This window comes from Salipiger sp. (genome assembly GCF_059781815.1).
This window is the reverse complement of record NZ_JBYNAH010000043.1, coordinates 1-26,823: the sequence shown is the minus strand read 5'-3', so window position 1 is coordinate 26,823 and position 26,823 is coordinate 1. Positions and strand designations below refer to the sequence as shown.

Annotated in this window: 23 protein-coding genes; all 23 read left to right on the top strand. The window is 69.6% G+C overall.

The annotated features are described in order from the left end of the window. Positions 1–666: 666 nt before the first annotated feature. Positions 667–1,266 (top strand): RNA polymerase sigma factor, encoded by a 600-nt coding sequence (locus tag AC6RA4_RS07240; RefSeq protein WP_500158862.1) that lies wholly within the window; start codon positions 667–669, stop codon positions 1,264–1,266. Further along, positions 1,259–1,882 (top strand): hypothetical protein, encoded by a 624-nt coding sequence (locus AC6RA4_RS07235; RefSeq protein ID WP_500158860.1) that lies wholly within the window; start codon positions 1,259–1,261, stop codon positions 1,880–1,882. Before AC6RA4_RS07240 ends, AC6RA4_RS07235 begins: the two co-directional genes overlap by 8 nt. A gap of 5 nt (positions 1,883–1,887) precedes the next feature. After that, on the top strand, positions 1,888–3,054 hold the full coding sequence (locus AC6RA4_RS07230) for a S8 family serine peptidase (RefSeq protein WP_500158858.1): 1,167 nt from the start codon (positions 1,888–1,890) through the stop codon (positions 3,052–3,054). A gap of 159 nt (positions 3,055–3,213) precedes the next feature. Next, complete coding sequence (locus tag AC6RA4_RS07225) at positions 3,214–4,254, top strand: peptidoglycan-binding domain-containing protein (RefSeq protein ID WP_500158856.1); 1,041 nt, start codon at positions 3,214–3,216, stop codon at positions 4,252–4,254. A 71-nt stretch (positions 4,255–4,325) separates the two neighbouring features. Beyond that, entirely contained in the window at positions 4,326–5,198 is an 873-nt protein-coding gene (locus tag AC6RA4_RS07220; protein ID WP_500158854.1) for a c-type heme family protein, read from the top strand. Next, positions 5,191–6,528, top strand: coding sequence for a serine/threonine-protein kinase (locus AC6RA4_RS07215; RefSeq protein WP_500158852.1), 1,338 nt, complete (start codon positions 5,191–5,193; stop codon positions 6,526–6,528). The genes AC6RA4_RS07220 and AC6RA4_RS07215 overlap by 8 nt, the downstream gene beginning before the upstream one ends. Before the next feature lie 18 nt (positions 6,529–6,546). Beyond that, positions 6,547–7,596, top strand: a complete 1,050-nt coding sequence (tssA, locus tag AC6RA4_RS07210) for a type VI secretion system protein TssA (RefSeq protein ID WP_500158850.1) — start codon at positions 6,547–6,549, stop codon at positions 7,594–7,596. Between the two features lie 70 nt (positions 7,597–7,666). Next, entirely contained in the window at positions 7,667–8,176 is a 510-nt protein-coding gene (tssB, locus tag AC6RA4_RS07205) for a type VI secretion system contractile sheath small subunit (RefSeq protein WP_500158848.1), read from the top strand. Between the two features lie 3 nt (positions 8,177–8,179). Next, the gene (gene tssC, locus AC6RA4_RS07200) at positions 8,180–9,691 is read left to right on the top strand and encodes a type VI secretion system contractile sheath large subunit (protein ID WP_500158846.1); all 1,512 of its coding nucleotides are present in this window, start codon (positions 8,180–8,182) and stop codon (positions 9,689–9,691) included. Positions 9,692–9,789: 98 nt separating this feature from the next. Then, entirely contained in the window at positions 9,790–10,323 is a 534-nt protein-coding gene (locus AC6RA4_RS07195; protein WP_500158844.1) for a type VI secretion system tube protein Hcp, read from the top strand. Between the two features lie 80 nt (positions 10,324–10,403). After that, entirely contained in the window at positions 10,404–11,243 is an 840-nt protein-coding gene (locus tag AC6RA4_RS07190) for a type VI secretion system accessory protein TagJ (RefSeq protein ID WP_500158842.1), read from the top strand. After that, positions 11,236–11,733: a type VI secretion system baseplate subunit TssE gene (gene tssE / locus AC6RA4_RS07185; RefSeq protein ID WP_500158839.1), complete on the top strand. Its 498-nt coding sequence runs from the start codon at positions 11,236–11,238 to the stop codon at positions 11,731–11,733. Before AC6RA4_RS07190 ends, tssE begins: the two co-directional genes overlap by 8 nt. A 4-nt stretch (positions 11,734–11,737) precedes the next feature. Next, complete coding sequence (gene tssF, locus AC6RA4_RS07180; protein ID WP_500158837.1) at positions 11,738–13,612, top strand: type VI secretion system baseplate subunit TssF; 1,875 nt, start codon at positions 11,738–11,740, stop codon at positions 13,610–13,612. Continuing rightward, complete coding sequence (gene tssG, locus AC6RA4_RS07175) at positions 13,576–14,595, top strand: type VI secretion system baseplate subunit TssG (protein ID WP_500158835.1); 1,020 nt, start codon at positions 13,576–13,578, stop codon at positions 14,593–14,595. Before tssF ends, tssG begins: the two co-directional genes overlap by 37 nt. A gap of 43 nt (positions 14,596–14,638) precedes the next feature. Beyond that, positions 14,639–17,323 carry a type VI secretion system ATPase TssH gene (gene tssH, locus AC6RA4_RS07170; RefSeq protein ID WP_500158833.1) on the top strand — a complete coding sequence of 895 codons (2,685 nt, stop codon included), beginning with the start codon at positions 14,639–14,641 and terminating at the stop codon, positions 17,321–17,323. A gap of 189 nt (positions 17,324–17,512) precedes the next feature. Beyond that, positions 17,513–20,527 (top strand): type VI secretion system contractile sheath small subunit, encoded by a 3,015-nt coding sequence (tssB, locus tag AC6RA4_RS07165; protein WP_500158831.1) that lies wholly within the window; start codon positions 17,513–17,515, stop codon positions 20,525–20,527. Further along, the gene (locus AC6RA4_RS07160) at positions 20,527–20,820 is read left to right on the top strand and encodes a hypothetical protein (protein ID WP_500158829.1); all 294 of its coding nucleotides are present in this window, start codon (positions 20,527–20,529) and stop codon (positions 20,818–20,820) included. Before tssB (AC6RA4_RS07165) ends, AC6RA4_RS07160 begins: the two co-directional genes overlap by 1 nt. Before the next feature lie 5 nt (positions 20,821–20,825). Then, positions 20,826–22,952: a type VI secretion system Vgr family protein gene (locus AC6RA4_RS07155; RefSeq protein ID WP_500158827.1), complete on the top strand. Its 2,127-nt coding sequence runs from the start codon at positions 20,826–20,828 to the stop codon at positions 22,950–22,952. Between the two features lies 1 nt (position 22,953). Further along, positions 22,954–23,568 (top strand): DUF6931 family protein, encoded by a 615-nt coding sequence (locus AC6RA4_RS07150; protein ID WP_500158825.1) that lies wholly within the window; start codon positions 22,954–22,956, stop codon positions 23,566–23,568. Next, entirely contained in the window at positions 23,565–23,855 is a 291-nt protein-coding gene (locus tag AC6RA4_RS07145) for a PAAR domain-containing protein (RefSeq protein ID WP_500158823.1), read from the top strand. The genes AC6RA4_RS07150 and AC6RA4_RS07145 overlap by 4 nt, the downstream gene beginning before the upstream one ends. 3 nt (positions 23,856–23,858) lie before the next feature. After that, positions 23,859–25,226, top strand: a complete 1,368-nt coding sequence (tagH, locus tag AC6RA4_RS07140) for a type VI secretion system-associated FHA domain protein TagH (protein ID WP_500158821.1) — start codon at positions 23,859–23,861, stop codon at positions 25,224–25,226. 11 nt (positions 25,227–25,237) lie between these two features. After that, on the top strand, positions 25,238–25,681 hold the full coding sequence (gene tssJ, locus AC6RA4_RS07135; protein WP_500158819.1) for a type VI secretion system lipoprotein TssJ: 444 nt from the start codon (positions 25,238–25,240) through the stop codon (positions 25,679–25,681). A gap of 35 nt (positions 25,682–25,716) precedes the next feature. Continuing rightward, positions 25,717–26,823, top strand: a 1,107-nt coding sequence (gene tssK, locus AC6RA4_RS07130; RefSeq protein ID WP_500158817.1) for a type VI secretion system baseplate subunit TssK, incomplete at its 3' end; no start/stop codon positions are given.

The following is a 26,823-nucleotide window of genomic DNA, read 5'->3' as shown; positions in this document are numbered from 1 at the left end:
GGTTTCCAAGTACATCTCGTCGATGCGGCCCCCGGCGTCGGCGGCGTCTGGCACGTGCTGAAGTAATCCCCCTGTCCTCCCCTTTCCCCCGCGCACGGTCCGGCAGCCCAAACGGCGTCCGGGCCGTGTTGCGTTTCGGCGCCGCACCGGGCCGAATCGACGTTGCGGCGCGGCGACAGGGTTTTCAAAACGCCCTCGAATTATGCAAAAGCAAAACAACTCAGGATTGCCAATCCTTCCAAGGGCGACGTTGCGTCAATTACAACGCCGATTACAACGGTCGTGACAACGGTTCGGGCATTCCCGATGGCGTACAGTTATTTGAGAGCCACTTCGCGGTGTGCTCGACACCGATCCGACGGTCCAACCCGGCGGCAAGGCGTCAACCAGGAGAGGAGCATCATGAGGCTAATCCCGCATGATCCGCAGACCGCCAAGGCCCCTCAAGGCAGGCGCGCCGGCGTGTTTCCCGCCCTGGTCTCTGCGGGGAATTTGACCCGGCCCGTGATGGGCAGACAGAGCGATGCCAACGCCTCTCAGGCAGGCCCCGTCGGGGAATTTGACTCAATCCGGTAGCCCGGCGCCCGACATTTTCTGTTGATCCGATGAACCTTTTTCAACCGTCGGGGCACCCATTACCGCAGACAGCAAAGCGATCATTTTGGCATGCGCATACTCAATTCACTCAGGGCCGCCCGCACCGGCCCCAAACCCCGGAGCGACGAGGCCCTGCTGGCTGCCGTTGCAGAAGGTGATGTGGCGGCGTTCGAGGAACTGCATCGGCAGTACTTTCCCAAGCTGATGCATTTCGCCCGCCGCATCACCGACAACGCCGAATCCGCCGAGGAGGTCGCCAACGATGCGCTGATGACCGTCTGGCGCACCGCCGACCGCTTCCAGGGCCTGTCGAAGCCTTCGTCGTGGATCTTCGGCATCGCCTACCGAATGTCGCTCAAGCAGCGCCAGAAGCTCGGCAAGCGCAAGGGAGACGTGGAATTGGACGAAGGACTTGTGGCCGACGGCAGCGACACCGAAACATCGGTGATGCACAAGAAGGATCTCGCCGCCGCGCTCCAGCAGCTGACGCCGGAATTGCGCGCGGTTGTGGAGCTCACCTATTATAACGGCTATCTCTACACGGAGATCGCGGAAATCCTCGAGTGCCCGGTGGGCACGGTGAAGACGCGCATGATGACGGCACGCAAGCGCCTGCGCGAGATGCTGTCGGACGATGCGCACCAGAGTTCGGAGAACGCAGTTGCATGATTCCAACCACATACCGAGGTCAGAGGCCTATGAGACTGCCTGGGAGCTGATCCCGTGGTACGTCAATGGCAGCTTGCCCGAAGACGAGGCCGAAATGGTCAGGCACCACGCCCGGGTGTCTCCGCAATTCGCGGCCGAGGTGGCGCGGCAGCACGATCTCGCGCAGCAGGTCGCCACCGTCGACCCTTCTGAGGCCCCCGTCGACCGCAGCTGGGAAGCGCTGCGCGCTCAGATCGACGCCGAGGCCAAGGCGCGCGCGCCCCGGCCGCAGGCCAAGGGCTGGTTCGCCGGTCTTCGCGGGGGCTACACGCTCGGAGGGCTTGGCGTTGCCGCCTGCGTGCTGCTCGCGGTGATCCTGTTCCAGCCGGCGGGCGACGACTACCAGACGCTGACCAGCGGCTCGGAGACCGGGCCCGCGATCAAGTTCCAGCTTGCGGGCGATCTCTCCGCCGACGACCTGACGCAGCTTCTCGCCGCGCATGGGCTGACCCTGATCGACGGCCCCTCCGAGACCGGTGTCTACACCGCCGCCGCTGCCGCCGACGCCGACCTTGCCACCGCCGCGCAGGAGCTGATGGCCGTGCCCGAGGTTCTGTTCGCCGCCCCCGACGAGTGATCCCCATGCTGCGTGCCGTCCTTGCCCTGCTCACCGCCCTCCTGCTCACCGCCCCCGTGCAGGCGCAGCAGGCGCCGCCCTGGCGGCTGGTTCCGGCGGACGGCATCGCCACGCAGACCCACCTGATCCTCACCGTGCCGCTGGCCGATCCCGACGCGCTGAGCGCCGTCGCCGCCGGCATCGAGGCCCGCTTCAACGTCACCCTCACCGCCGAGTGGCCGCTGCAATCGCTCGCCGTGCACTGCCTCGTGGTCGACACCGAGGGCACCCCCGATCTCGACGCGCTGATCGCGCGGATGCGGGCCGATGCAGAGATCCGCACGGTGCAGCGGATGAACGATTTCCAGGTCTTCGAGGCGCTCTACCGCGATCCCCTCCTGCCGATGCAGAGCGCGCTGCGCCAGATCAACGCCGCTGCCGCGCACCGGCTCAGCACCGGCGCGGGCGTGCGCGTGGGCGTGATCGACAGCGCCATCGACAGCGACCACCCAGATCTCGCCGGCCGCCTCGCCGACCTGCGCGATTTCGTCGGCAACGCGCAAGGCAGCGCCGCCGAGCCGCATGGCACCGCCATCGCCGGCATCATCGCCGCCGATGCCGGCAACGAGATCGGCATGATCGGCGTCGCGCCCCAGGCCGAGCTCGTGGGGCTGCGCGCCTGCTGGCAGCCGCAGGGCATGGGCGGGCGCTGCAACAGCTTCTCGCTGGCGCGGGCGCTGAACTTCGCCATCCTCAACGACGTGCACGTGCTCAACATGAGCCTCGGCGGCCCGCCGGACCCGCTTTTGCAGGAGCTGGTCGAGGCGGCGGAGGCGGCGGGGATGATCGTCGTCGCGGCCTGGGGCGAGAGCGCGGAGCCGACCTTCCCGGCCTCGCTGCCGGGGGTGATCGCTGCAGGCCACGGCACCGAACGTCAGGTGCCTGCGCCCGCTGTCGACGTGATCAGCGCCGCGCCGCACAACGATTACCGCTACGTCTCCGGCTCATCGGTGGCCGCCGCCCATGTGAGCGGCGTCGTGGCGCTTCTGCGCGCCCGGCACCACGATCTCGCCGCGCCCGACATCGCCCACGCCCTGCACGGCGCGGTGGTGATGCATGGCGACGTGCCGATGGTCGACGCCTGCGAGGCGCTGCGCGCGGTCGAGGCCAGCGCCCCGGCCTGCCACGACTGACCCGCGCCTCGCGGAAAAATATTTCCCCCATGACATGAACCTCTCTCTCGGCTCCGGGCACCTACGGGATGACCGGAGCCGAGACCGGCCGGGCGCGCTCTCCCCCGCCCCTGCCTCTCCGCTCCGGCGCCACGACGCCAACGGAAGAGAGGCCCCGCCATGTTTGCCCGCGTTGTCCTGACCACCCTCAGCCTGATGCTCGCCGCCTTGCCCGGCGCGGCCCAGACCAGCGACCGCACGGTCGCGCTCGTGATCTCGGTCGGAGAGGGCGGCGCCCGGGCCGACGCGGTGCAGACCCAGCTTCAGCTGATGGGCGCCGAGACCCTGCGCGCCGCCGATCCCAACAACGCGCAGCTGCGCTCGATCCTGAAGCGCTTCGCCCGCGAGGCCGAGGATTCCCGCGCCACCTTCGTCTATCTCGATGCCCCCGCGGTGATCTTCGAGGGCCGCGACTACGTGCTGCCCGCGGGTGCCACGCTGGGCCGCTCGACCGACCTCTTTACGCAGGCCATCCCGACGCTCGCCTTCGCCCGCTCCGCCGCGCTCTCCGAGCAGGGCGGCGCGGTGGTGCTGACCGTGACAGCGCCGCCTTCCGGACTGCCGGGCGGCATCAGCAAGGTCGAGCGCGCGCCCGCCCCGGTGCCCGGCGCCGGCGCCGTGGTGGTCGCCGAGATCGGCGCTTTCGGCCCGGTGCTGACAGTGCTCGAGGCCGCCGCGCGGCAGGAGGAGGTCGATCTCGGCACGATCCTGCGTGGCATGTTCACCAAGGACGGGGTGACGCTCTCGGACCTGCCGTCGGACCGCATCCTGCTGCGCGCCGCGCCCGAACCGGAGCCCGAACCGGAGCCTCAGCCTGAACCTGCCCCTGCACCGGCCCCCGTCGCGGCCCCGGCTGCCGCCCCCGCCCCGGTGGCAGCGCCTGAACCCGTGGCAGAGCCCGAGCCGGTGGTCGAGGCCACGCCCGCGCCCGAGCTGCCCGCCGAGACCCTCGACGAGCTGCGCATCCTCGAGCAATCGCTCTCGCGCTCGGCCAAGCGCGGCATCCAGCGCGAGCTGCGTGCCGGGGGCTTCTACCGCGGCCTCGTCGACGGGATCTTCGGCCCCCAGACCCGCGAGGCCATCACCGACTTCCAGCAGAGCCGCTCGGAGGAGGCCACCGGCGTGCTTAACCGCCGCCAGCTTCTCGACCTCAGATCCTGACCCGCCACCCGGGCCACGCGCCCGCAGCCCCTCACCCCGCGCGCTGTCGCGCAAACCAAAGGAGCGAGCCAATGGGCCTGCGTTTCAAGTACAACATCGTCCTGCTTCTGGCCTGCGTCATCGGCATCGGCGCCGCCGCCGGCCTCTCCTACCGCTTCGTGCAGGACTCGGCGGTGGACGAGATCGAGGAGTCGATCAAGCTCCTGCGCGCCAACGCGCTGGCCGTGCGCTCCTACACGCTGACCAATATCGACCCGCTGCTCTCGGACGACAACGACATCCTGTTCCTGCCCGAGACCGTCACCTCCTTCGCGGCGCGCTCGGTCTTTGCCAACGTGCAGCAGCATTTCCCCGAGTTCAGCTACAAGGAAGCCGCGCTCGACCCGACCAACCCCGCCGACCTGCCCACGCCGCTCGAGAAGGACCTGATCGACCAGTTCCGCGCCGATCCCTCGCTCGAGCAGCTCTCGACCGTGGTCGACCGCGAGGACGGGCGCTTCCTGACAGTCGCCTTCCCGCTGACCATCTACCAGGAGGGCTGCCTGCGCTGCCATTCGACCCCCGAGGCCGCGCCGCCCGCCATGGTCGATCTCTACGGCCCCGATCACGGCTTCGGCTGGGAGCTGGGCGAAACCGTGGGCGCGCAGATCATCTCGGCGCCGATGGCACTGGCGGACAAGCGCGCGCTTGAGACCGGGATCATCCTGATCGTCGGGCTCGCCGGGGTCTTCCTGCTGGTCTTCGTGCTCACCAACCTGATGCTCGGCCGCATCGTGCTGCGCCCGGTGCGCCGCATGTCCGAGGTGGCCGAGAAGGTCAGCATGGGCGATTTCTCGGTCGAGGAATACAAGAAGCCCGGGCGCGACGAGATCAGCTCGCTGTCGGTGTCGTTCAACCGGATGCGCCGCAGCCTCGAACGCGCGATGAGCATGATCGATGTCTGACGCCACGGTCATCGTGCCCGGCGGCGGGCGCCGCATGGTCGGCAAGTACCGCATCGACGGCGTGCTCGGCGAAGGCGCCATGGGCGTGGTCTATGCCGGGCAGGATCCCGACATCGACCGCCCCGTCGCCATCAAGACCATCCACCAGCACCTGATCGGCGCGACGGGCAGCCAGGACTGGCTCGACCGCTTTGCCCGCGAGGCCCGCGCCGCGGGCCGGGTGCAGCATCCCAACCTCGTCACCGTGTTCGACTTCCTGCAGCAGGAGGGCGTGCCCTACCTCGTCATGGAACGGGTGCGTTCGGTGACGCTCGAAGACCGGCTGGCCGAGGGCACGCGCCTGCCGCTCGAGGAGATCCATGCGATCTTCGCCCAGATCCTTGCCGGGCTTTCCGGCATCCACGGCGCCGGTATCGTGCACCGCGATCTCAAGCCCGCCAACGTCATGCTGACCGATGACGGCACGGTGAAGCTCACCGATTTCGGCATCGCCCGGCTGACCGCGATGGAGGCCACCGGTGCCGGCATGGTCGGCACGCCCTCCTACATGGCGCCCGAGCAGCTCACCGGCGGCGAGATCGACGCCCGCGCCGACATCTATGCCTGCGGCGTGGTGCTCTACGAGCTGCTGACCGGGCGCAAGCCCTACAAGGGCGGCGGCGTCGAGGCGCTGTTCGCCGCCGTCCGCGAAGGCCAGGCGCCGCGCCCGGGCGAGATCAACGAGAGCCTGCCCGCCGAGCTTGACCACATCGTGATGACGGCGATGAATGTCGACCCCGAACGCCGCTATGCCCGCGCCGAGGACATGCGCGCGGCGCTGGCGGCGATCCTGCCCGCCGCCGACCGCACCGGCCTGATCGAGGCCGCGCCCAGCGCACGGGCCCCCGATGCGACGCTGACCCAGACCATGCTCACAAGGATGAGCGGCGGCACGCTGGCGCGGCTCGAGCAACACCTGACCGGCAGCCTCGGCCCCATGGGCCGGGTGATTGCCCGCCGCGCCGCCGCCAAGGCTGCCACGACGGAGCAGCTGATCGCCGCGGTGCTGGCCGAGTTCGAGGACGAGGCCGAGCGCCAGACCCTGCGCCGCGCCATCGAGAGCGCCCTCTCGCAGGACGCCACCGCGCTTGGCACCGCGCCGGGCCTGCCCGACGCCGCGCTCACCCGCCTCACCGACCTGCTGAAGCCGCATCTCGGCCCCATCGCCCCGGTGCTGGTGCGCAAGAGCGCCCGCAAAGCCCCGAGCCTCGAGGCGCTGGCCCGAACCCTCTCCGAGGCGATCTCCGACCCCGACGAGCGCGCGCTTTTTCTGCGCGCCGCCCTGACCTGACCCGCGAAAGGCCCCGCCATGCTTGACCTCGATCCCTGCCTCGCCGCCATCGACCCCGACGCGCCGAGCGGCCGCGACCTCGAATACGACCCCGAATTCACCGCTTTGGAGCTGGCCAATGCGCCCGGCGAGGAGCGCGTGATCGGAGACTCGGTGATCGCCGCCGAGGACCCGGATTTCGCCGAGGTCGCCCGCGCCGCCGCCGCGCTGCTGGGCCGCAGCCGCGACCTGCGGGTGGCGGTGATCCTCGCCACGTCGACGCTGCGCACCGAGGGGCTCACCGGCTTCGAGACGGTGCTGGGCTACATCCGCCACGGGCTCGAAGAGCACTGGGAGAGCGTGCATCCCCAGCTCGACGCCGAGGATGACGACGATCCGACCATGCGCGTCAACGCGGTGCTGGGGCTGACCGACCGCGACACGGTGCTGGCGGCGCTGCGCGCGGCGCCGCTGGCCGAGAGCCGCGCCTTCGGACGGGTCTCTCTGCGCGACGTGAAGATCGCCGAGGGCGAGCTGCCCGCCCCCGCCGACGGCGATGTGCCGACGCCGCAGACCATCGCCGCCGCCTTCATGGACAGCGATCCCGAGGCGCTCGCCGCGCGGGCCGCGGCGGTGCAGACCAGCCTCGAGCATGCGCGCGCCATCTCGGCCGCCTTCGATGCCCATATCGGCAGCGACGGGCCGGATCTCGAACCGCTGGAGCGCGCCCTGCGCGAGATCGCCCGGCGCCTCTCGGAACATGCCGAGATGCCGGCCTCGGATGGGGACGGGGACCTGACCGACGCGGTCATGCCGGAAGGCGCCCCGGCCTCCATGCCCGTTCCCCGCGCCGCGGCAGGCGGCGGCACCCCCGGCGTCATCGCCACGCCCGAGGACGTCAAACGCGCCATCGACCGGATCATCGACTACTACGCCCGCACCGAACCCTCGAGCCCGGTGCCGCTGCTGCTGACGCGCGCACGGCGGCTCGTCTCGGCGGATTTCCTTTCGATCATGAAGGACATGGCGCCGCTCGGGGTCGAGAACGTCGCGCTGATCGGCGGGCTCGAAGAGGAAAGCGACGAATAATCTCCGGCCCGCGTGAACCTTTCCCCCACGCGCGGGCACTCATTTGCAGATCAACACGGGAGCCCAGACCATGGCCGACAGCAGTCAGAAATTCGTGGCCCGCAATCGCGCGCCACGCGTCCAGATCGAATACGACGTCGAACTCTACGGCGCCGAGAAATCCGTCCAGCTGCCCTTTGTCATGGGCGTGATGTCGGACCTCTCGGGCAAGTCGGAAGAGCCGCTTCCGGCGGTGGGCGATCGCAAGTTCCTCGAGATCGACACCGACAATTTCGACGACCGCATGTCGTCGATGAAGCCGCGCGCCGCCTTCACCGTGCCCAACACGCTGACCGGCGAAGGCAATCTCGCCGTCGACATCACCGTCGAGAGCCTCGACGACTTTGCCCCCGACGCCATCGCCCGCAAGGTCGAGCCGCTGCGCAAGCTGCTCGAGGCGCGCACCCAGCTTTCCAACCTGACCACCTACATGGACGGCAAGACCGGCGCCGAGGAGCTGGTGACCCAGCTGCTGCAGGACCCGAGCCTGCTCAAGGCCCTGGCCTCGGCCCCGGCACCGTCCTCCGAGACCGAGGACTAGGCCATGACCGAGATGCAGACCAACGCCGCCGCCGCAGACGCCGCCACCGACACCGCCGAGACGATCTTCGGCTCGGGCGAGTTCGCCGCCCTGCTGGAAAAGGAATTCCGCCCGAAATCCGATCAGGCCCGCAGCGCCGTCGAAGAGGCGGTGCGCACCCTGGCCGAGCAGGTGCTGGCCAACGAGACGCTGGTCTCGGACGACGCGCTGCGCTCGATCGAGGGCATCATCGCCGAGATCGACCGCAAGCTCACGGAGCAGGTCAACCTCGTGCTGCACCACGGCGATTTCCAGCAGCTCGAGAGCGCGTGGCGCGGGCTGCACTATCTGGTGAACAACACCGAGACCGACGAGCAGCTGAAGATCCGCGTGCTCAACATCTCGAAGAAGGATCTCTCCAAGACCCTGCGCAAGTTCAAGGGCACCGCCTGGGACCAGTCGCCGATCTTCAAGAAACTCTACGAAGAGGAATACGGCCAGTTCGGCGGCGAGCCCTATGGCTGCCTCGTCGGCGATTACCATTTCGATCACAGCCCCAAGGATGTCGAGCTGCTGGGCGAGATGTCGAAGGTGGCGGCGGCGGCGCACGCGCCGTTCATCACCGGGGCCGATCCGTCGCTGTTCCAGATGGACAGCTGGTCGGAGCTTGCCAACCCGCGCGACCTGTCGAAGATCTTCCAGACCCCGGAATACGCCGCCTGGCGCTCGCTGCGCGAAAGCGAGGACAGCCGCTATCTCGGCCTTGCCATGCCGCGCTTCCTTGGCCGTCAGCCCTATGGCGACAAGACCGAGCCGGTCGAGGCTTTCGCCTTCGAGGAAGACACCGAGGGTGCCGGTTCGGAGAACTATTGCTGGGTCAACGCGGCCTACGGCATGGCGCGCAACGTCACCCGCTCGTTCAAGGAATACGGCTGGTGCACGCGCATCCGCGGGGTCGAATCCGGCGGCACGGTCGACAACCTGCCGACCCACAGCTTCCCCACCGACGATGGCGGCGTGGACATGAAATGCCCCACCGAGATCGCCATCTCGGATCGTCGCGAGGCCGAGCTCGCCAAGAACGGCATGATGCCGCTGGTGCACCGCAAGAACACCGACATGGCCGCCTTCATCGGTGCCCAGTCGCTGCAGAAGCCGGCGGAATACGACGATCCCGACGCCAGCGCCAACGCCAACCTCGCGGCGCGGCTGCCCTATCTCTTCGCGACCTGCCGCTTCGCGCATTACCTGAAATGCATCGTGCGCGACAAGGTCGGCTCGTTCCGCGAGCGCGACGAGATGCAGGAATGGCTGCAGAACTGGATCAACAACTACGTCGACTACAACGCCGAGACCTCCCCCGAGGACGTCAAGGCGCGTCATCCGCTGGCCGCCGCCGAGGTGCTGGTCGACGAGGTCGAGGGCAACCCCGGCTACTATGCCTCGCGGTTCTTCCTGCGGCCGCATTACCAGCTCGAGGGGCTCTCGGTCTCGCTGCGGCTGGTTTCGAAACTGCCCTCGCAGAAGGGCGAATGAGCTGATCCCGGGCTTCTGGCCCCTGTCCCCCTGGCCCGGAGCATGGTTCCGGGCCGCTCTCCCCCACCGTCCAACCATTCTGACGAAAGGAAACTCCAATGGCGTTCGACGCTTACATGTACTTCCCCGGCCAGTCCCGGGTGCAGGGCGAAACCCATGACGAGGCGATGGCCGCAAAGAAGGCTTTCGAGATCGTCTCCTTCAACTTCGGAGCCGAGAACAACATCAACATCGGCTCCGCCACCGGCGGCGGCGGCGCGGGCAAGGCCTGGTTCAAGGATTTCGAGGTCTCGAAATCGACCGACACCGCCTCCTGCGGCCTGTTCAGCACGCTGTGCAACGGCACCCATTTCGACGAGGCGATCATCGAGCTGCGCCGCTCCGGCGGCTCCAAGAGTGCCTCGGGCTCCACCTTCATGAAGTTCCACTTCAAGCTGGTCATGGTCAAGGACATGACCTGGGAAGGCTCCGACGGCGACGACAACTGCAACGAGACCGTCATCTTCAACTACGGCGCCATCAAGGTCGAGTATTACAAGCAGGACAAGACCGGCAAGCTCTCCAAGGCGTCGGGCGACCAGGGCGAAACCAAGTTCAGCCAGGTCAAGAACAAGGCCGATTACGTGGTCTGATCCCGTGCTCCGGGCGCGCCCGCCGCGCCCGGAGACATCCGCTTTTTCGCAGGCTCCTCCCCGACCGAAAGGCTCCTCCCATGCATGCCGAAACGCTTCTCAGAGACGGCGATCCCGATGCCGCGCTCGCCGCGCTCAGCGACGAGATCCGGAGCAATCCGCAGGAAGCCCGCCTGCGCGTGTTTCTGTTTCAGCTGCTCTGCGTGCAGGGCGACTGGCCCCGCGCCATCCAGCAGCTGCGCACCGCCGCAACGCTCGACCCCGCCGCCGGCACAATGGCGCAGATGTACCGCGCCGCGATCATCTGCGAGCGCCAGCGCGACGAGGTCTTCGCCGGCCAGCGCGCGCCGATGGTGCTGGGCGACCCCGAGGACTGGCTCGCGGCGCTGATCGAGGCCTTGAGGCTCCACGCCCAGGGCGAATACGCCGCCGCCGAAGCGCTGCGTGAGCGTGCCTTCGAGGCCGCCCCCGCCCTGCCCGGCACGCTTGACGGTGCCCCTTGCGACTGGATCGCCGATGCCGACCCGCGGCTCGGCCCGGTCTGCGAGCTGATCGTCAACGGGCGCTACTACTGGGCGCCGTTCGCGGCCATCCAACGCCTTACCCTCGAGCCGCCCGCCGACCTGCGCGACCGGGTCTGGATGCCCGCCACCGTGCTCTGGGGGAACGGCGGCAGCGATCTCGCGCTGATCCCCACCCGCTACCCCGGCTCGCCCTCCAGCCCCGATCCCCGCCACAGGCTCTCAGCCGCCACCGGCTGGCGCATGCAGGGCGCGCGGGTGCTCGGCGGGCTTGGCCAGCGGCTGCTCGTCACCGACACCGGCGAGACCGCGCTGATGGACCTGCGCGAGCTGACACTCGGCCTCGCCCCGGCAGAACCCTCCGATGCCCCCGACCCCGGCGAGGCCCGCGATGGCTGATCGCATGCTGGCCGAACGCCTGCAGCCCTCGTTGCTCGACCGGCTCACCGACGAGGCGCCGGACAAGGCCACCGACACCGCCGCCCACCGCATGATCGATGTCAGCCGCCTGCGCCAGATCATCCAGCGCGACCTCGCCTGGCTGCTGAACTGCGCCAATCTCGAGGCCGAGCACGATCTCGAGGCGTTTCCGCATGTCGCCCGCTCGGTGGTGAATTACGGCCTGCCCGCGGTCTCGGGCCGCAACGAGACCCGCCGCCGCGCCGAGACCCTGCGGCAGGCGATCCGGCGCGCCATCGAGCGCTTCGAGCCGCGCATCCTGCCCCACAGCCTCGAGATCGTGGTCCGGCAGGAGCGCGCCAGCTCCGGCGCCATCGTCTCCTTCGACATCCGCGGCGAGCTCTGGGCCGAGCCGCTGCCGGTCGATCTCTACCTTCGCACCGCGCTCGACATGTCGACCGGCGAAGTCACCGTCAGCCGACAGGGGTAGCGCAATGGATTCCCGCCTTCTGCGCCATTACGAGGGCGAGCTCGGATATGTCCGCGAGATGGGCGCCGAGTTTGCCGAGGCCTATCCCAAGATCGCCTCGCGGCTCGGCATGGACCAGCTCGAGGTCATGGACCCCTATGTCGAACGCCTGCTCGAGGGCTCGGCCTTCATGGCCGCGCGGGTGCAGCTCGAGCTCGAGCTGCAATACCCCGCCTTCACCCAGAACCTGCTCGAGATCGTCTACCCGCATTTCCTCGCCCCCACGCCCTCGATGATGGTGGCGCGGCTGCAGCCCGACACCGCGCAGGGCGGGCTCTCCGAGGGCTTCACCCTGCCGCGCGGCACGCTGATGCGCGGGCAGGTCCTCGAGGGCGAGCAGACCGCCTGCCGCTTCACCACCGCGCAGGACGCCACGCTCTGGCCGGTGGAGATCACCGAGGCCGAGTATGTCGAGGGCCGCTCCGAGCTGGTGGCGGCGGGGCTGGGCGCCGGCAACCAGGCCAAGGCGGCGCTGCGCCTGCGGCTGGCGCGCAGCGGCGGTGCGCCGCTCTCGGCGCTGCCGCTCGACCGGCTGACGCTGTTCCTCGCGGGGGCCGGGGCCGAGCCGTGGCGGCTCTACGAGGCCATTCTGGGTCAGGGCGTGGCGCTCGCCGGGCGCTCCACCGACCGCCGCGCCGACTGGTCGCTGCCGCTCGGGCGCGAGATCCGCCCGCGCGGCTTCGATCCCGAAGAGGCGCTGCTGCCGGTGCCGGGGCAGTCCTTCGAGGGCTACCGGCTGCTGCAGGAATATTTCGCCATGCCGCAGCGCTTCTTCTTCATCGACCTCTGCGGCCTGCGCCCCGCCATCCAGCGCACCGAAGGCAACGACCTCGACCTCTACATCCTGCTTGCCGAGGGCAACCCGGCGCTGAAATCCGTCACGCCATCGAGCTTCGACCTGCACGCCGTCCCCGCGATCAACCTCTTCCCCAAGCGCTGCGACCGGGTGCCGGTCTCGGGCCGCGAGATCGACCATCACGTCATCCCCGACCGCACCGCGCCGCTCGATTACGAGATCTACCGCCTCGACAGTGTCACCGGGATCGCCGGGGACGATGCCGACGACGTGACCTTCCGCCCGTTCTACAGCGCCGAGGATTTCACCCCCTTCGGCGACCAGCAGAGCGCCTATTACAGCATCCGCCGCCGCATGCGGCAGCGCTCCGAAAAGCAGCGATTGAAGGGCCAGCGCACCTCCTATCTCGGCAGCGATCTCTACCTCGCGCTCGCCGACCGGTCGCAGGCGCCCTATCCGGGCCGCATCGAGCAACTCGCCGTCACCGCGCTCTGCACCAACCGTGACCTGCCGCTGCTGACCCCGATCGGCGCCGGCAGCACCGATTTCTTCCTCCCCGATGGCGGCCCGGTGACCGAGATCCGCGCCATCGTGCCGCCGACCCGCCCGCGCCAGAGCCTCGCCGAGGGACAGCGCGCGTGGCAGCTGATCAGCCACCTGAGCCTCAACTACCTCTCCATCGCCGATGCCGATCGCGGCACCGGTGCCGCCGCCCTGCGCGAGCTGGTGGGGCTTTACGCCCCGCTCGGCGATCCCTCGATGGCGGCGCAGCTTGAGGGGCTGGTCTCGGTCGCCTCGCGCCCCATCGTGCGGCGCATGGCCGACGGCGTGCTCTCGACCGCGGTGCGCGGGCTCGAGCTGCGGGTGGGCTTCGACGAGAGCTTCTTCGAGGGCACCGGCTGCTACCTGCTGGGCGCGGTGCTCGAGGCGTTCTTTGCCAAATACGTCTCGCTCAACAGCTTCACCGAGACCGTCATTCACTCACAGCAACGGGGAGACATCGCGCGATGGATGCCGAGAAGCGGCCGCCGGGTGCTGATCTGAGCCGCCTCGACGCGCTCAGGGAGGCCCCCCAGTCTCATCACCTGTTCCAGGCGCTGCGCCTCATCGAGGCGGCGCATCCCGAGAGGCCCCGGCTCGGGCGCTCGCGGCGTCCCGATCAGGATCCGGTGCGGCTGGGGCAGGATCCCGAGCTGGCCTTCCCGCGCTCCACGATCTCGGGCTTCGGCCCCGACGCGCGCAGCGGGCGCGACCGGCTCACCCAGCAGGCCTTCGGCCTTTTCGGCCCGCACGGGGCGCTGCCGCTGCACCTGACGGAATACGCCCGCGACCGGCAACGCAACAACGCCGATGGCGCACTGGTGGGCTTTGCCGACATGCTGCACCACCGGATGATCTCGCTGTTCTACCGCGCCTGGGCCAGCGCCGAGCCCGCGCCCTCCTTCGACCGCCCCGACGACGACCCGTTCGGCGAGAAGCTCGACGCGCTCGCCGGCGTCGCAGGCGAGGCCTTCGACTGCCGCGATGCCATGCCCGACAGCGCCCGGCGCCACTTTGCCGGGCTGCTCGGCGCCGCGCCGCGCAGCGAGGCCGGGCTCGCCGCCATCCTGCGCCGCTTTCTCGGCGCCGAGGTCGAGATCGAGAGCTTCGTGGGCTCCTGGCTGCATCTCGAACCGCAGGATCGCGGCACGCTCGGCGGCGCGGTGCTCGGCCAGAGCGCCAGCCTCGGCGAGAAGGTCTGGTCGCGCGAGGCCAAGTTCCGCCTCCGCATCGGGCCGCTCTCGCTCGAGGACTACCGCCGCCTGCTGCCCGGCGGCCAGAGCCTCAAGCGCCTCGCCGCGCTGATCCGCGCCTATGCCGGCGACACGCTCGACTGGGAGGCCACTTTGGTGCTGCGCGCCGAAGAGGTCCCGCCCTCGCCGCTCGGCGGCAGCGCCCGGCTCGGCCTGACCAGCTGGATCGGCCAGCGCCCCGCCAACGACGCCTGTGATCTCTCCCTCACCGCGCCGCAGCGGGCCCTGCCCTGAGCCGCGCCCCGACACGTCGCAAGACACCAAGAAGGACGAACCGATGACCGAAATCAGCCGCGTGGCCCTGTTCGGCAAGCTCAACAAGCTGGCCTATCAGAGCATCGAAAGCGCCACCGTGTTCTGCAAGATGCGGGGCAACCCTTATGTCGAGCTGGCGCATTGGCTGCACCAGATCCTGCAGGGGCAGGACAGCGACCTGCACCGCCTGATCGACGGGTTCGACCTCGACCCCGGCCGCGTCGCCGCCGATCTGGTGCGCGCGCTCGACGCGCTGCCGCGTGGGGCCACGGCGGTCTCCGACCTGTCGCCGCATCTCGAGGAAACGGTGGAGCGTGCCTGGGTCTATGCCTCGCTGCTGTTCAACGCCACGCAGGTGCGCACCGGGCACCTCGTGCTTGGCATCGTCAAGACCCCACGCCTGCGCAACGTGCTGCAGTCGATCTCGCCCGAGTTCGGCAAGATCGGCCCCGAGGCCCTCTCCGAGCGTTTCAATGATCTGCTCGCGGGCTCTCCCGAGGAGGTGGCGACGGTGCCTGCGCCGGAGCGGACCGAGGAGGGCACCCCCGCGCAGCTCGGCGGCGGCGCGGCGCTGGCGCAGTTCTGCACCGACCTCACCGAGAAGGCCCGCGCCGGCGAGATCGATCCGATCGTCGGCCGCGACGAGGAGATCCGCCAGATCGTCGACGTGCTGATGCGCCGGCGCCAGAACAACCCGATCCTCACCGGCGAGGCCGGCGTCGGCAAGACCGCGGTGGTCGAGGGCTTCGCCCTGCGCATCGCCCGCGGCGACGTGCCCCCCGCCCTGCGCGAGGCACGGCTGCTGTCTCTCGACGTGGGCCTCTTGCAGGCCGGGGCCTCGATGAAGGGCGAGTTCGAAAACCGCCTGCGCGGGGTGATCGACGAGGTGCAGGCAAGCCCCGTGCCCATCGTGATGTTCGTCGACGAGACCCACACGCTGGTGGGCGCCGGCGGCGCAGCAGGCACCGGCGATGCCGCCAACCTGCTCAAGCCCGCGCTGGCGCGCGGCACGCTGCGCACCATCGGCGCCACCACCTGGGCCGAGTACAAGAAGCATATCGAGAAAGACCCCGCCCTCACCCGCCGCTTCCAGGTGGTGCAGGTCGCCGAGCCCGACGGGGCCCGGGCGGTGCTGATGATGCGCGGCGTGGCCTCGATGCTCGAACGCCACCACGGGGTGCAGATCCTCGACGAGGCGCTCGAGGCGGCGGTGAAGCTCTCCGCCCGCTACATCCCGGCCCGCCAGCTGCCCGACAAATCGGTCAGCGTGCTCGACACCGCCTGCGCCCGCGTGGCGATCAGCCTGCACGCGGTGCCGGCCCCGGTCGACGACGCCCAGCGCCGCATCGACGCGCTCGAGACCGAGCTTGCGATCATCGCCCGCGATGCCAGCGCCGGGGCCGAGGTCGGCGACCGCGAGGCCCGCGCCCGAGCCGCGCTTGGCGAAGAGACCGCGCGCCTCGCAGAGCTCACCGAGCGCTGGGAAGCCGAGAAGGCGCTGGTCACCGAGATCCTCGAGCTGCGCGCCCGCCTGCGCGAGGGCGCCCAGCCGGTCGACGGCCCCGCGAGCGCCCCCGCCGAGGCCGAGAGCGCCGGCACGCCGCTCACCGGGCCGGAGCGCGACGCGGTGCTCGCCGAGCTGCACGGCAAGCAGGCCGAACTGGCCGCGCTGCAGGGCGAGGCGCCGCTGATGCTGCCCATCGTCGATGCGCAGGCGGTGGGCTCGGTGGTGGCGGATTGGACCGGCATCCCGGTGGGCCGCATGGTCAAGGACGAGATCCGTACCGTGCTCAACCTCGCCTCGCACCTCTCCAGCCGGGTGATCGGACAGGACCACGCCATGGAGATGATCGCCAAGCGCGTGAAGGCCTCGCGCGCCGGGCTCGACAACCCGTCGAAGCCGGTGGGGGTCTTCCTGCTCGCCGGCACCTCCGGCGTCGGCAAGACCGAGACCGCGCTGGCGCTGGCCGAGACGCTCTATGGCGGCGAGCAGAACGTCATCACCATCAACATGAGCGAATACCAGGAGGCCCACACCGTCTCGAGCCTCAAGGGCGCGCCGCCGGGCTATGTCGGCTATGGCGAGGGCGGCGTGCTGACCGAAGCGGTGCGGCGCAAGCCCTATTCGGTGGTGCTGCTCGACGAGGTCGAGAAGGCGCACCCGGACGTGCACGAGATGTTCTTCCAGGTCTTCGACAAGGGTGTGATGGAGGATGGCGAGGGGCGGATGATCGATTTCCGCAACACCCTGATCCTGCTGACCTCGAATGTCGGCTCCGAGGTGATCATGGACCTCTGCGCCGACCCCGAGCTGATGCCAGCGCCCGAGGGCATCGCCAAGGCGCTGCGCGACCCGCTGCTCGGGGTCTTCCCGGCGGCGCTGCTCGGACGGATCGTCACCATCCCCTACTACCCGCTCAGCCCCGACATGATCGCCAAGATCACCCGTCTGCAGCTCGGCCGCATCGAAAAGCGCGTCGCCGCCACCTACGCGGTGCCCTTCAGCTATTCCGATGCCGTGGTCGAGACCATCGTGTCGCGCTGCCAGGAGCTCGAGAGCGGCGGGCGGATGATCGACGCCATCGTCACCAACACCATGCTGCCCGAAATCTCGACCGAGTTCCTCACCCGCATGATGGAAGGCGGCAAGGTCGGTCGCGTCGCCGTCGATGTGCAGGGCGCGGAGTTCACTTACGACTTCGCCTGAGCCCTTCCACGCCACGAGGCGCCCCGCATGTCCGCCGTGCGGGGCACCTCGCGATGCGCCCCGCGTCCGGGCGCAATTTTTTTTCCCGACCGCGCGAACCTCCCGGCCCCTGCCCGGCACTAACAGGGTGACGATGGCCGCGGCATCTCCGCCCCGGCCCCGCCGCAACCAGCCGAGAGGGTCTTGCAGATGTCGAACAGCGGTCAGAAATTCGTCGCGCGCAACCGGGCGCCGCGGGTGCAGATCGAATACGATGTCGAGCTCTACGGCTCGGAGAAATCCGTCCAGCTGCCCTTCGTCATGGGCGTCATGGCCGATCTCGCCGGCAGCCCCGCCGAGCCGCTGCCCGCCGTGGCCGACCGCAGCTTCCTCGAGATCGACAGCGACAATTTCGACGACCGGATGAAGGCGATCCGGCCCCGCGCCGCCTTCACCGTACCCAACACCCTGACCGGTGAGGGCAGCCTCTCCGTCGACCTGACCTTCGAGCGGATGGAGGCCTTCTCGCCCGCCGAGGTCGCCCGCAAGATCCCGCCGCTGCGCAAGCTGCTCGAGGCCCGCACCCAGCTGGCGCATCTCTCGGCCTACATGGACGGCAAGAGCGGCGCCGAAGCGCTGATCGCCGAGCTGATCTCTTCCCCCGAAACCCTCTCGGCCCTCGTCGGCGCGCCCGCCGGGGGCAGTGACCCCGTCGCGCGCCAGCGCGCCATGCAGAGCCTGCGCGATGCGCTCCCGGCGCGAGACGACGCCGAGAACGACACGCTCACCGCCGCCTTCGACGCCCTGCGCGCCGCCTCCGACGCGCCCGCCGCGCCGGAAGTGGACGCGCTCGCGGCGGCATTTGAGACGCTGCGCGACGCGGCGCCGGCAGAGCAGCCTGCGCCCGGGAACAACGATGCGGCTTTTGCCGACCTGCTCGCCAACGCGCCGGTCGCGGAAGAGATCGGTCCGGCGCAGGACACCCTGCCGGAACCCGCGTTTGAGGACGAGACCGAAGCCGAGGACGAGACGCCCGGCGATCTCCTCTCAGAGAGCACCGCCCCGGAGGCAACGGCGTTCGAGGCCGCGAAAACCATGGACGACGCCTTCGAAGAGATGAGCTTCGAGCAAAGCCCGGAAGATGACCTGCCCAAGAGCGCGCCGGAGCCCTTCGAGGACGCCGAGATCGCACTCGAGGATGCCCCCGAAACGCCCGACGCCGCCGCCGAGGAGGGCTCGCAAGAGACCGAGGAGGCGCTGCCCTTCGGAACCCTGAGCGCCGAGCGCCCCGAGGATCTTGATGCCCCGCGCGAGCGCTTCCGCATCGCCATCCTGAGCGATTTCTCCGGCCGCGCCAGCCGCGGCGCGCTTGCCATCGGAGACGACCTCGCCCGCCGCCGCCCGATCCGCTTCGATGTCGACCGGCTCGACGCGGTGATGGCGGGCTTCGCCACCACCCTCACCCTGCCCGTCGGGCGCGATGGCGCCGCCGTCGAGGTTCCGCTGCGCGAGCTCGACGACCTGCACCCCGACGAACTCTACGAGAATGTCGCGCTGTTCGAGGAGCTTGCCGCCCTGCGCCAGCGCGTCGCCCGCGGCGAGGCCGCCGCGCTGGCCGAGCTGCAGGGCTGGGCCGAGGCGCATGGCCGCCCGATGCCCGCCAGCCGCGCCCGCGCCAAGGGCAGCGCCGTACCCGCCGACCGCCGCCTCAGCGCCTTCCAGTCGCTGATCGGCGACATGCAGGGCGCGCTGAGCCGCCCCTCCCCCGCCGCCGACCTCATCGCCCGCATCGTCGGCCCGCATGTGCAGGCTGCCGCCAGCCCGGCGCAGGACAGCCAGATCGCCGCCATCGATGCCGCGCTCTCGGATGCCATGCGCACCATCCTGCACCACCCCGATTTCCAGGCGGTCGAGGCGACCTGGCGCGCGCTCGAGTTTCTCGCCCGCCGCATCGAGACCGGGCCGCGCCTCGAGATCGTGCTCTACGACGTCTCGGCCGAGGAATGGGCCGCCGACCTCTCGGCGCAGGAAGACCTCGCCGAAAGCGGCCTGTTCCGAATGCTTGGCGAAGAGCCCCGGCTCGACGCGCAGCAGGGGCCGATCTCGGCGGTGTTCGGGCTCTACACGCTCGAGGAAACCCCGCCTCACGCGGCGCTTCTCGCCCGCATGGGCAAGATCGCCGCATGGATGAACGCGCCCTTCGTGACCGCGATCTCGCCGCGCTTCCTCGACACAGCCAAGCAGGATCGCCACCCGCTGGTGGCCGAGGCCTGGGACGCCCTGCGCGCCCTGCCCGAGTCGCGCCATCTCGGCATCGCCGCGCCGCGTTTCCTGCTGCGCCATCCCTATGGCCGCCGCACAGATCCGATCGAGCCCTTCGCCTTCGAGGAGTTCAGCCTGCGCGAGGGACTGCACGGCATGCTCTGGGCCAACCCGGCGGTGCTCTCGGCCACCCTGCTGGCGGCGAGCGTGACCAAATCCGGCAAGAACATGCGGCTGGGCGAGATCATGTCGCTGGGCGACATGCCGGTGCATGTGATGACCGACGCGCATGGCGATCAGGTCGCACTGCCCTGCACCGAGCGGCTGCTCAATACCCGCACAATGGCCGAGGTCGTCACCCGTGGCTTCATGCCGCTTCTGTCGATCAAGGGCCGCAACGAGGTTCGCCAGGGCTCGTTCCAGGCGCTCGGCGGCGACATGCTCGCCGGCCCCTGGGCGCTGGCGCCCGGCAAAGGCAAGGGCGGCCACGAGACCAGCGTCGGCTTCGGCAAGCCGCCGGCCGGGGTCAAACCCGCCACCGCGAGCGCTCCTGACAGCTCGGAAGCGAGCGACGACGATCCGATGGCCGCGTTCGGAGAAGAGGACGGCCTGCCCGACATGGGCGAGACCACGTTCCCCGATTTCGGTGAGGATGACGCAGCGCCGGATTTCGATGCGGGAGACCTTCCAGATTTCGATACTGGCGACCTGCCGGACTTCGACGGCGAGGATGCCTTCGCCGATTTCGCAAGCTCCGACATGCCTGACTTCGACAGCGACGGCACCCCGCCCGACATGGATGCGGACACCCCCGGAGACACCGCCGAAGACGGCGCCCTGCCCGCCTTCGACGACAGCGATCTCGACGACATGCTGGCTGCCTTTGGAGACGACGCTGACACGCCTGCCGATGGCGATGGCGAAATGGACCCCGCCCTCGCGGCCATGCTGGAGGACCTGTGATGCGCGATGACCATCCCAATAATGGCGGAGACGACGGCGGCATCCTGCTCGCCCGCATCGGCGATGCTTGCTGGCTGATCGACGGCGAGGCGCATCTCGACGCCATGCTCACCGGCACCGACGGCTACCCGACCCCGGTGCGCTGCCTGACGCTACCCTCGATGGACGCGCTCGACGCGCTGCTGCCCGACGGGCTCGAGACCGGCGCGCTCTGGGCCATCCACCCCGCCATCGTGGCGCGGCTCGAACGCGACGGCCAGCTCGTCGTGACGACGCTGCCGGACGAGGCCTGAGCGGCATGGCACAGGACACCGTTCTCGAAGGCCGGCAGGTCCGGCTCAAGCTTCCGGGCAAGCTCAAGGGCTTCCTGATGCGGGCGCAGGTCGACGAGGGGCTGAGCCGCCTCACCGAGACCACCATCGAATTCATGTCGCCCGACATCGACCTTGACCTGCAAAAGCTGGTGGGCGAGCGCCTGCCGCTCGAGATCGACGCCCCCAAGGACAAGATCCGCTATTTCCAGGGCCGCTGCACCGGCGCCGAATATCTCGGCTCCCATGCCGGGCGCGGCTATTTCCGCGCCACCGTGCGACCGTGGCTGTGGTTCCTGACCCGCAGCGCCAATTGCCGGATCTTCCAGGACAAATCCGTCATCGACGTGATCAAGGAGGTGTTCGCGCAGCACGGCTTTTCGGATTTCCGCGACCGCACCAAGCATGCCTATCCCAAGCGCGGCTACTGCGTGCAGTACCGCGAGAGCGATTTCGACTTCCTCAGCCGGCTGATGGAAGAGGAAGGCATCTACTATTACCACGACCACGAGAAGACCAAGGAAGTTCTGATCCTCGCCGACGAGGCCAGCGCCCACCGCGCGGTCGAGGATCACGCCGAGATCGATTTCCACTTCCGCGCGCCCGAGTACCGCCGCCGCGATGACCACGTCTTCGACTGGCGCGGCGGCGAGAGCATCCAGACCGGCCGCGTCACGCTGCAGGATTACGATTTCGAAAAGCCCAAGTCGGACCTTCGCACCGTCAAGGCGCTGCCGGTCGGCAAGCATGCCTTCAAAGGCTACGAGGTCTACGACTACCCCGGCCGTCATGGCGACACCCGCACCGGTGAACATCACGCCCGGGTCCGCATCGAGGGCCACGCCGCGCAGGCCCAGCGCGCCACCGGCGCCTGCAACGTGCGACAGATGAGTGCCGGGGCGAAGTTCAAGCTCAAGGAGCATCCGCGCAAGTCCGAGAATGCCGAGTATCTGGTGATCTCGGCCCGCCACCAGCTGCAGATCGATGCCGATATCGAAGACCGCGAGATGGTCGAGGCGATCCTCGGCCCGCTGCTGGCCTTCGACCGCAGGACCAGCCCCGACACCTATCGCTGCCTCTTCGAGGTGCAGCCCATCAAGGTCGCCTTCCGCGCCCCGCAGGTCACGCCGCGCCCCGAGCATCCCGGCGTGCAGACCGCCGTGGTGGTCGGCAAGAAGGGCGAGGAGATCTGGACCGACCGCTATGGCCGGGTGAAGGTGCAGTTCCACTGGGACCGCGAGGGCCGCCGCGATGACAGCGCCTCGTGCTGGATCCGCACCTCGGTGCCGTGGAGCGGCAAGGGCTGGGGCATGGTCGGCGTGCCGCGCATCGGCCAGGAGGTCGTGGTGCAGTTCGAGGAGGGCGATCTCGACCGCCCGCTGATCACCGGCATGGTCTATAACGGCGACACCGATCCGCCCTATGCGCTGCCCGGAAACCAGACCCAGACGGGGCTGAAGACCAACAGCTCGAAGGGCGGCGGCGGCTTCAGCGAGCTGATCTTCGAGGACAAGAAGGATGCCGAGTTCGTCCGCCTGCAGTCCGAGCGCGATTTCAGGCAGATCATCAAGAACAACGCCGAGATCACCGTCGGGCTCGAGCACAAGAAGGGCGGCACCTTCACCCAGACCATCCACGGCGACAAGACCGAGACCATCCGCGAGGGCGACCACGCCTTCACGGTTGCCAAGGGCAAGGAGACGATCGAGATCGCCAAGGCGCGCGCCACCAAGGTCGGGGCCGACGATGCGCTGAGCGTCGCGGGCGACCAGTCGCTCGACGTCAAGGGCGGCAAGACCGACGACATCGGCAAGGGCTACAAGATCGACGTGGGCGCCGCGCTCGAGATCTCGGCCAAGTCGAAGATCGTGCTGACCTGCGGCGGCTCGAAGATCGAGATGACGCCCTCCAAGATCACCGTCTCCTCGGCCCAGGTCGAGGTGAAGGCCAGCGCGACAGGCAAGTTCACCGCCGGCGGCCAGCTCAAGATGGAGGCCAAGGGACAGGCGGCGCTGAAGGGCGCCGGGATGCTGAAGCTCGAGGGCGGCGGCATGACGCAACTGAAATCCTCCGGGCTGCTCCTCGCCAAGGGCGCCCTCACGATGATCAACTGACATGAGCGCCCCCGATCATACCGACCGCTTCGCCGGTCTGCGCAAGCTGCCCGAGGCCCCTGCCGCGAAGCTGCTCGCCGCCGGCAACGCGGTGCTGCAGACGCCGCTCGACCTGCCGGCCTCGGCGAGCGCGCCCGAGATGCTGGCGGCGCTCGAGGCCAAGGCCGCGCTGCTCGACATGCTGCTGGTGCTGTCCCACGCCCTGCCCCCGCGCGAGGCCACGTGGTTCGCCTGCCTCGCCGCGCGCGAGACGGTTCCCGAGGGCGCGCCGATGCCCGCGCCGCTGCGTGCCGCCGAGGCCTGGGTCTTCAAGCCCGGAACCGAGACCCGCGCCGCCGCCCGCGCCGCGCTGGACGCGGCCGGCAACGAGGACGAGACCGCGCTTTGCGCCATGGCCGCCTCGATGGCCGACGGCACGCTCGGGCCGGGCGAGCTCGAGGACTATGCCGCCCCGCCGGGCGCGGTCGGCGGCGCCGCCTTCGGCATGGCGCTGACCGCGCTCTACCACGACGACGACAAGGTCGAGCAGCGCGGGCCCGAGCTGCTGGCGCGCGCGCTCGACATCGCCCGCGGCGGCAACGGCGCTCTGCCTGCACAGGCGGAGGCCACGCCATGACCCTGCCCGCCGCCCGCGTCACCGACACCCATGTCTGCCCGATGGTCACCGGCATCATCCCGCATGTGGGCGGGCCCATCCTGGTGCCCTGCCCGACGGTGCTGATCGGCAAGATGCCCGCCGCCACCGCGACCGCCATGGCGGTCTGCATCGGCCCGCCGGACATGATCGCCAAGGGCTCGACCAAGGTGCTCACCGGCAAGAAGCCGCAGGCGCGGCTCTCGGACACCTGCACCCATGGCGGCGCGGTGGTGATGGGCTGCCCGACGGTTCTGGTGGGAGGATAAACGATGACCCTGATGCTGCGACTGACAAGCTCCGGCCCGCTGCCCGACGGGCGCGACCGCATCGAGATGACGGACGGCGCACTGACCGTCGGGCGCGGCGAGGAGAACGACCTCTCGCTGCCCGATCCCGACCGGACACTGTCGAAGCGGCATTGCGTGCTCGAGGCGCGCGGCGGCGACTACGTCCTGCGCGACCTGAGCACCAACGGCACCTTCCTCAACTACGGCAGCGAGCGCATCGGCGATATCGCCGCGCCGCTGAGCCATGGCGACGTGATCCAGATCGGCAGCTTCGAGCTGGTGGTTGAGATCGCCGGCGCATCGAGTGCCCCGGACGCCCCGCTGCCGCCCGCCGGGGACAGCCTGCTGCTGCCGTCTCAGGCCCCGACCACCGAGGCGGTCTCGCACGATCCGCTTGGCGGCTCGGACGACGATTTCCTCGATGCGCTTCTGGGCGCGCCTGCCGAGCCCTCGGCCCAGCGCGCCGCGATCCCCGAGGATCCCTTCGCCGCCGATCCGCTGCCCCTTGATGCCACGCCGCCCGAGGCATGGCCCGCGCCCGGAGCCAGCGCGCCCGATCACAGCCCCGCCGCGCAGGATCACTTCGCCGCGCCGGAGGTGCAGCCGGGCCAGATCCCCGACGACTGGGACGATCTCTTCGCCCCCGAGCCGCCCGCCGCGCCCCTGCCCGAGGCTACGCCAGCGCCGATCCCCGAGCCCGCACCCGCGCCTCAGCCGGCCCCCCCGCCCTCTGCCGCGCCCGCGCCGCAGCCCGCGCCCGCCTCCACTGGCTCCGACGCCGCCCTGCGCGCCTTCCTCGAGGGGGCCGGTGCCACCCATCTCGCCATTCCCGAGGCCGAGATCCCAGAGACCATGGCCCGGCTCGGCCGCGTCTTCGCCGCCATGACCGCTGGCATGCGCGAGATCCTGATGACCCGCGCCGCGATCAAGAGCGAGATGCGGATGGACCGCACGATGATCAACAACGGCGGCAACAACCCCCTGAAGTTCTCGATCTCCCCCGAGCAGGCGGTCGAGGCGATGATCCGCCCCACCGTGCGCGGCTATCTCGATGCCGAGGCCGCCACCCAGGAGGCGCTGAACGACATCCGCGCCCACGAGGTCGCGATGATGGCGGGCATGGAGGCCGCGCTGAAGGCGCTGCTGGCCCGGCTCGGCCCCGACCAGCTTGCCTCGCGCATCGAGCAGGGCAGCTCTCTCGGCGGTCTGCTGGGCGGCAGGAAGGCCCGCTACTGGGAGGCCTACGAGAAGATGTACGCCCAGATCGCCCGCGAAACCGAGGACGACTTCCAGTCGACCTTCGGGCGCGAATTCGCCCGCGCCTACCAGGACCAACTCCGCAAACTCTGAAAGGACACCCCATGTTCAAGCTCTTCTCCCTCGTCGCCGCGTTCTGCCTCTCGCTCGCGCTCTCGGGCTGCATCTCCACCCCCGAGCCGCCGAGCACCGGCGTGGCGCTCAGCATCTCTGCCTCGGCAGAGATGAACGGCGGCCTGCCGACGCAGGTGAAGGTCTATTACCTCACCTCCGACGCCAGCTTCCGCTCGGGCGACTTCTTCGCGCTGTTCAACGAGCCCGAGGCGACGCTGGGCTCCGATCTCGTGGCAGTCGACGACTTCCAGCTCGCCCCCGGCCGCAGCGTCAGCGACAGCCGCAGCTTCGCGCAGGCCCCGGGCGCCATCGGCGTGGTCGCGGCCTTCCGCGACATCGACGGCAGCCGCTTCCTCGCCAGCCGCGCGCTGATCCCCGACAGCCCCAACGCCGTCAGCGTCAGCATCGGCGCCAACACCGTCTCGATCCGCTGATCGCGGCCCCCGCAACGCAAGGAAGGATCACCACCGTGTCCTGGGAAAACAAGGTCGTTTGGCAGGAGGGGATGTTCCTCCAGCCCCATCACTTCCAGCAGCACGACCGCTATGTCGAAGCGCTGGTCTCCGGGGTGGCGGGTGCGCTCACCCCCTATGGCTGGGGCGTGACCGAGCTGTCGCTCGACCAGGAGCTCTTGAAGCTGGGCAAGCTGGCGGTGAAATCCTGCTCTGGCCTCACCCCCGACGGCGCGGCCTTCCGGGTGCCCGAGGCCGATGCTTTGCCGCCGGCACTCGACGTGCCCGAGAGCGCGAAGAACACGGTGGTCTACCTCGCGATCCCGGCGCGCCGCCATGGCGCGGCAGAGGTCGACCTGAGCGGCGCGGAGCAATCGGCGGCGCGCTACCGCCCCGAAGAAATCGAGGTCACCGACAGCATGGGCCGCGATCGCCGCGCGGTGCAGATGGCGGTGGGCAAGCTGCGCATGACGCTGGCGCTCGATCTCGATGACCTCTCGGACCAGCTGGTGATCCCGGTGGCGCGCATCATCGAGGTCCGCCCGGACCGCGAGGTGGTGCTCGACCGGGCCTTCATCCCGTCGGCGCTCGATGCCCGCGCCGGCGCGCCGCTGCACGATTTCCTGCGCGAGCTCGAGGGCCTCCTGAGCCACCGCGCCGAGGCGCTGGCCGGGCGTCTGACCCAGACCGGTGCCGCCAAGGGCGTGGCCGAGATTTCGGATTTCCTGCTGCTGATGTGCGTGAACCGCACCCTGCCGCAGATCCGCCACCTGATGACACTGCGCAACGCCCATCCGCAGGCGATCTTCCAAAGCCTCACCGCGCTTGCCGGCGAGCTCTCCACGCTGATGACGCCCGAAAAGCGCGCGCCGGAGTTCCCGGCCTATGCACATGACGACCTGACCAACGTCTTCCAGCCGGTGTTCCGTGCCCTGCGCCAGTATCTCAGCGCGGTGCTCGAGCAGAACGCCGTCGCGATCCCGATCGAGCCGCGCAAATACGGTGTCTCGGTGGCGATGATCTCGGACAAGCGGCTGCTCGGCTCGGCCAATTTCGTGCTCGCCGCCAAGGCGGCGGTGCCGCCCGAGAGCGTGCGCCGCCACTTCCCGACACAGGCCAAGATG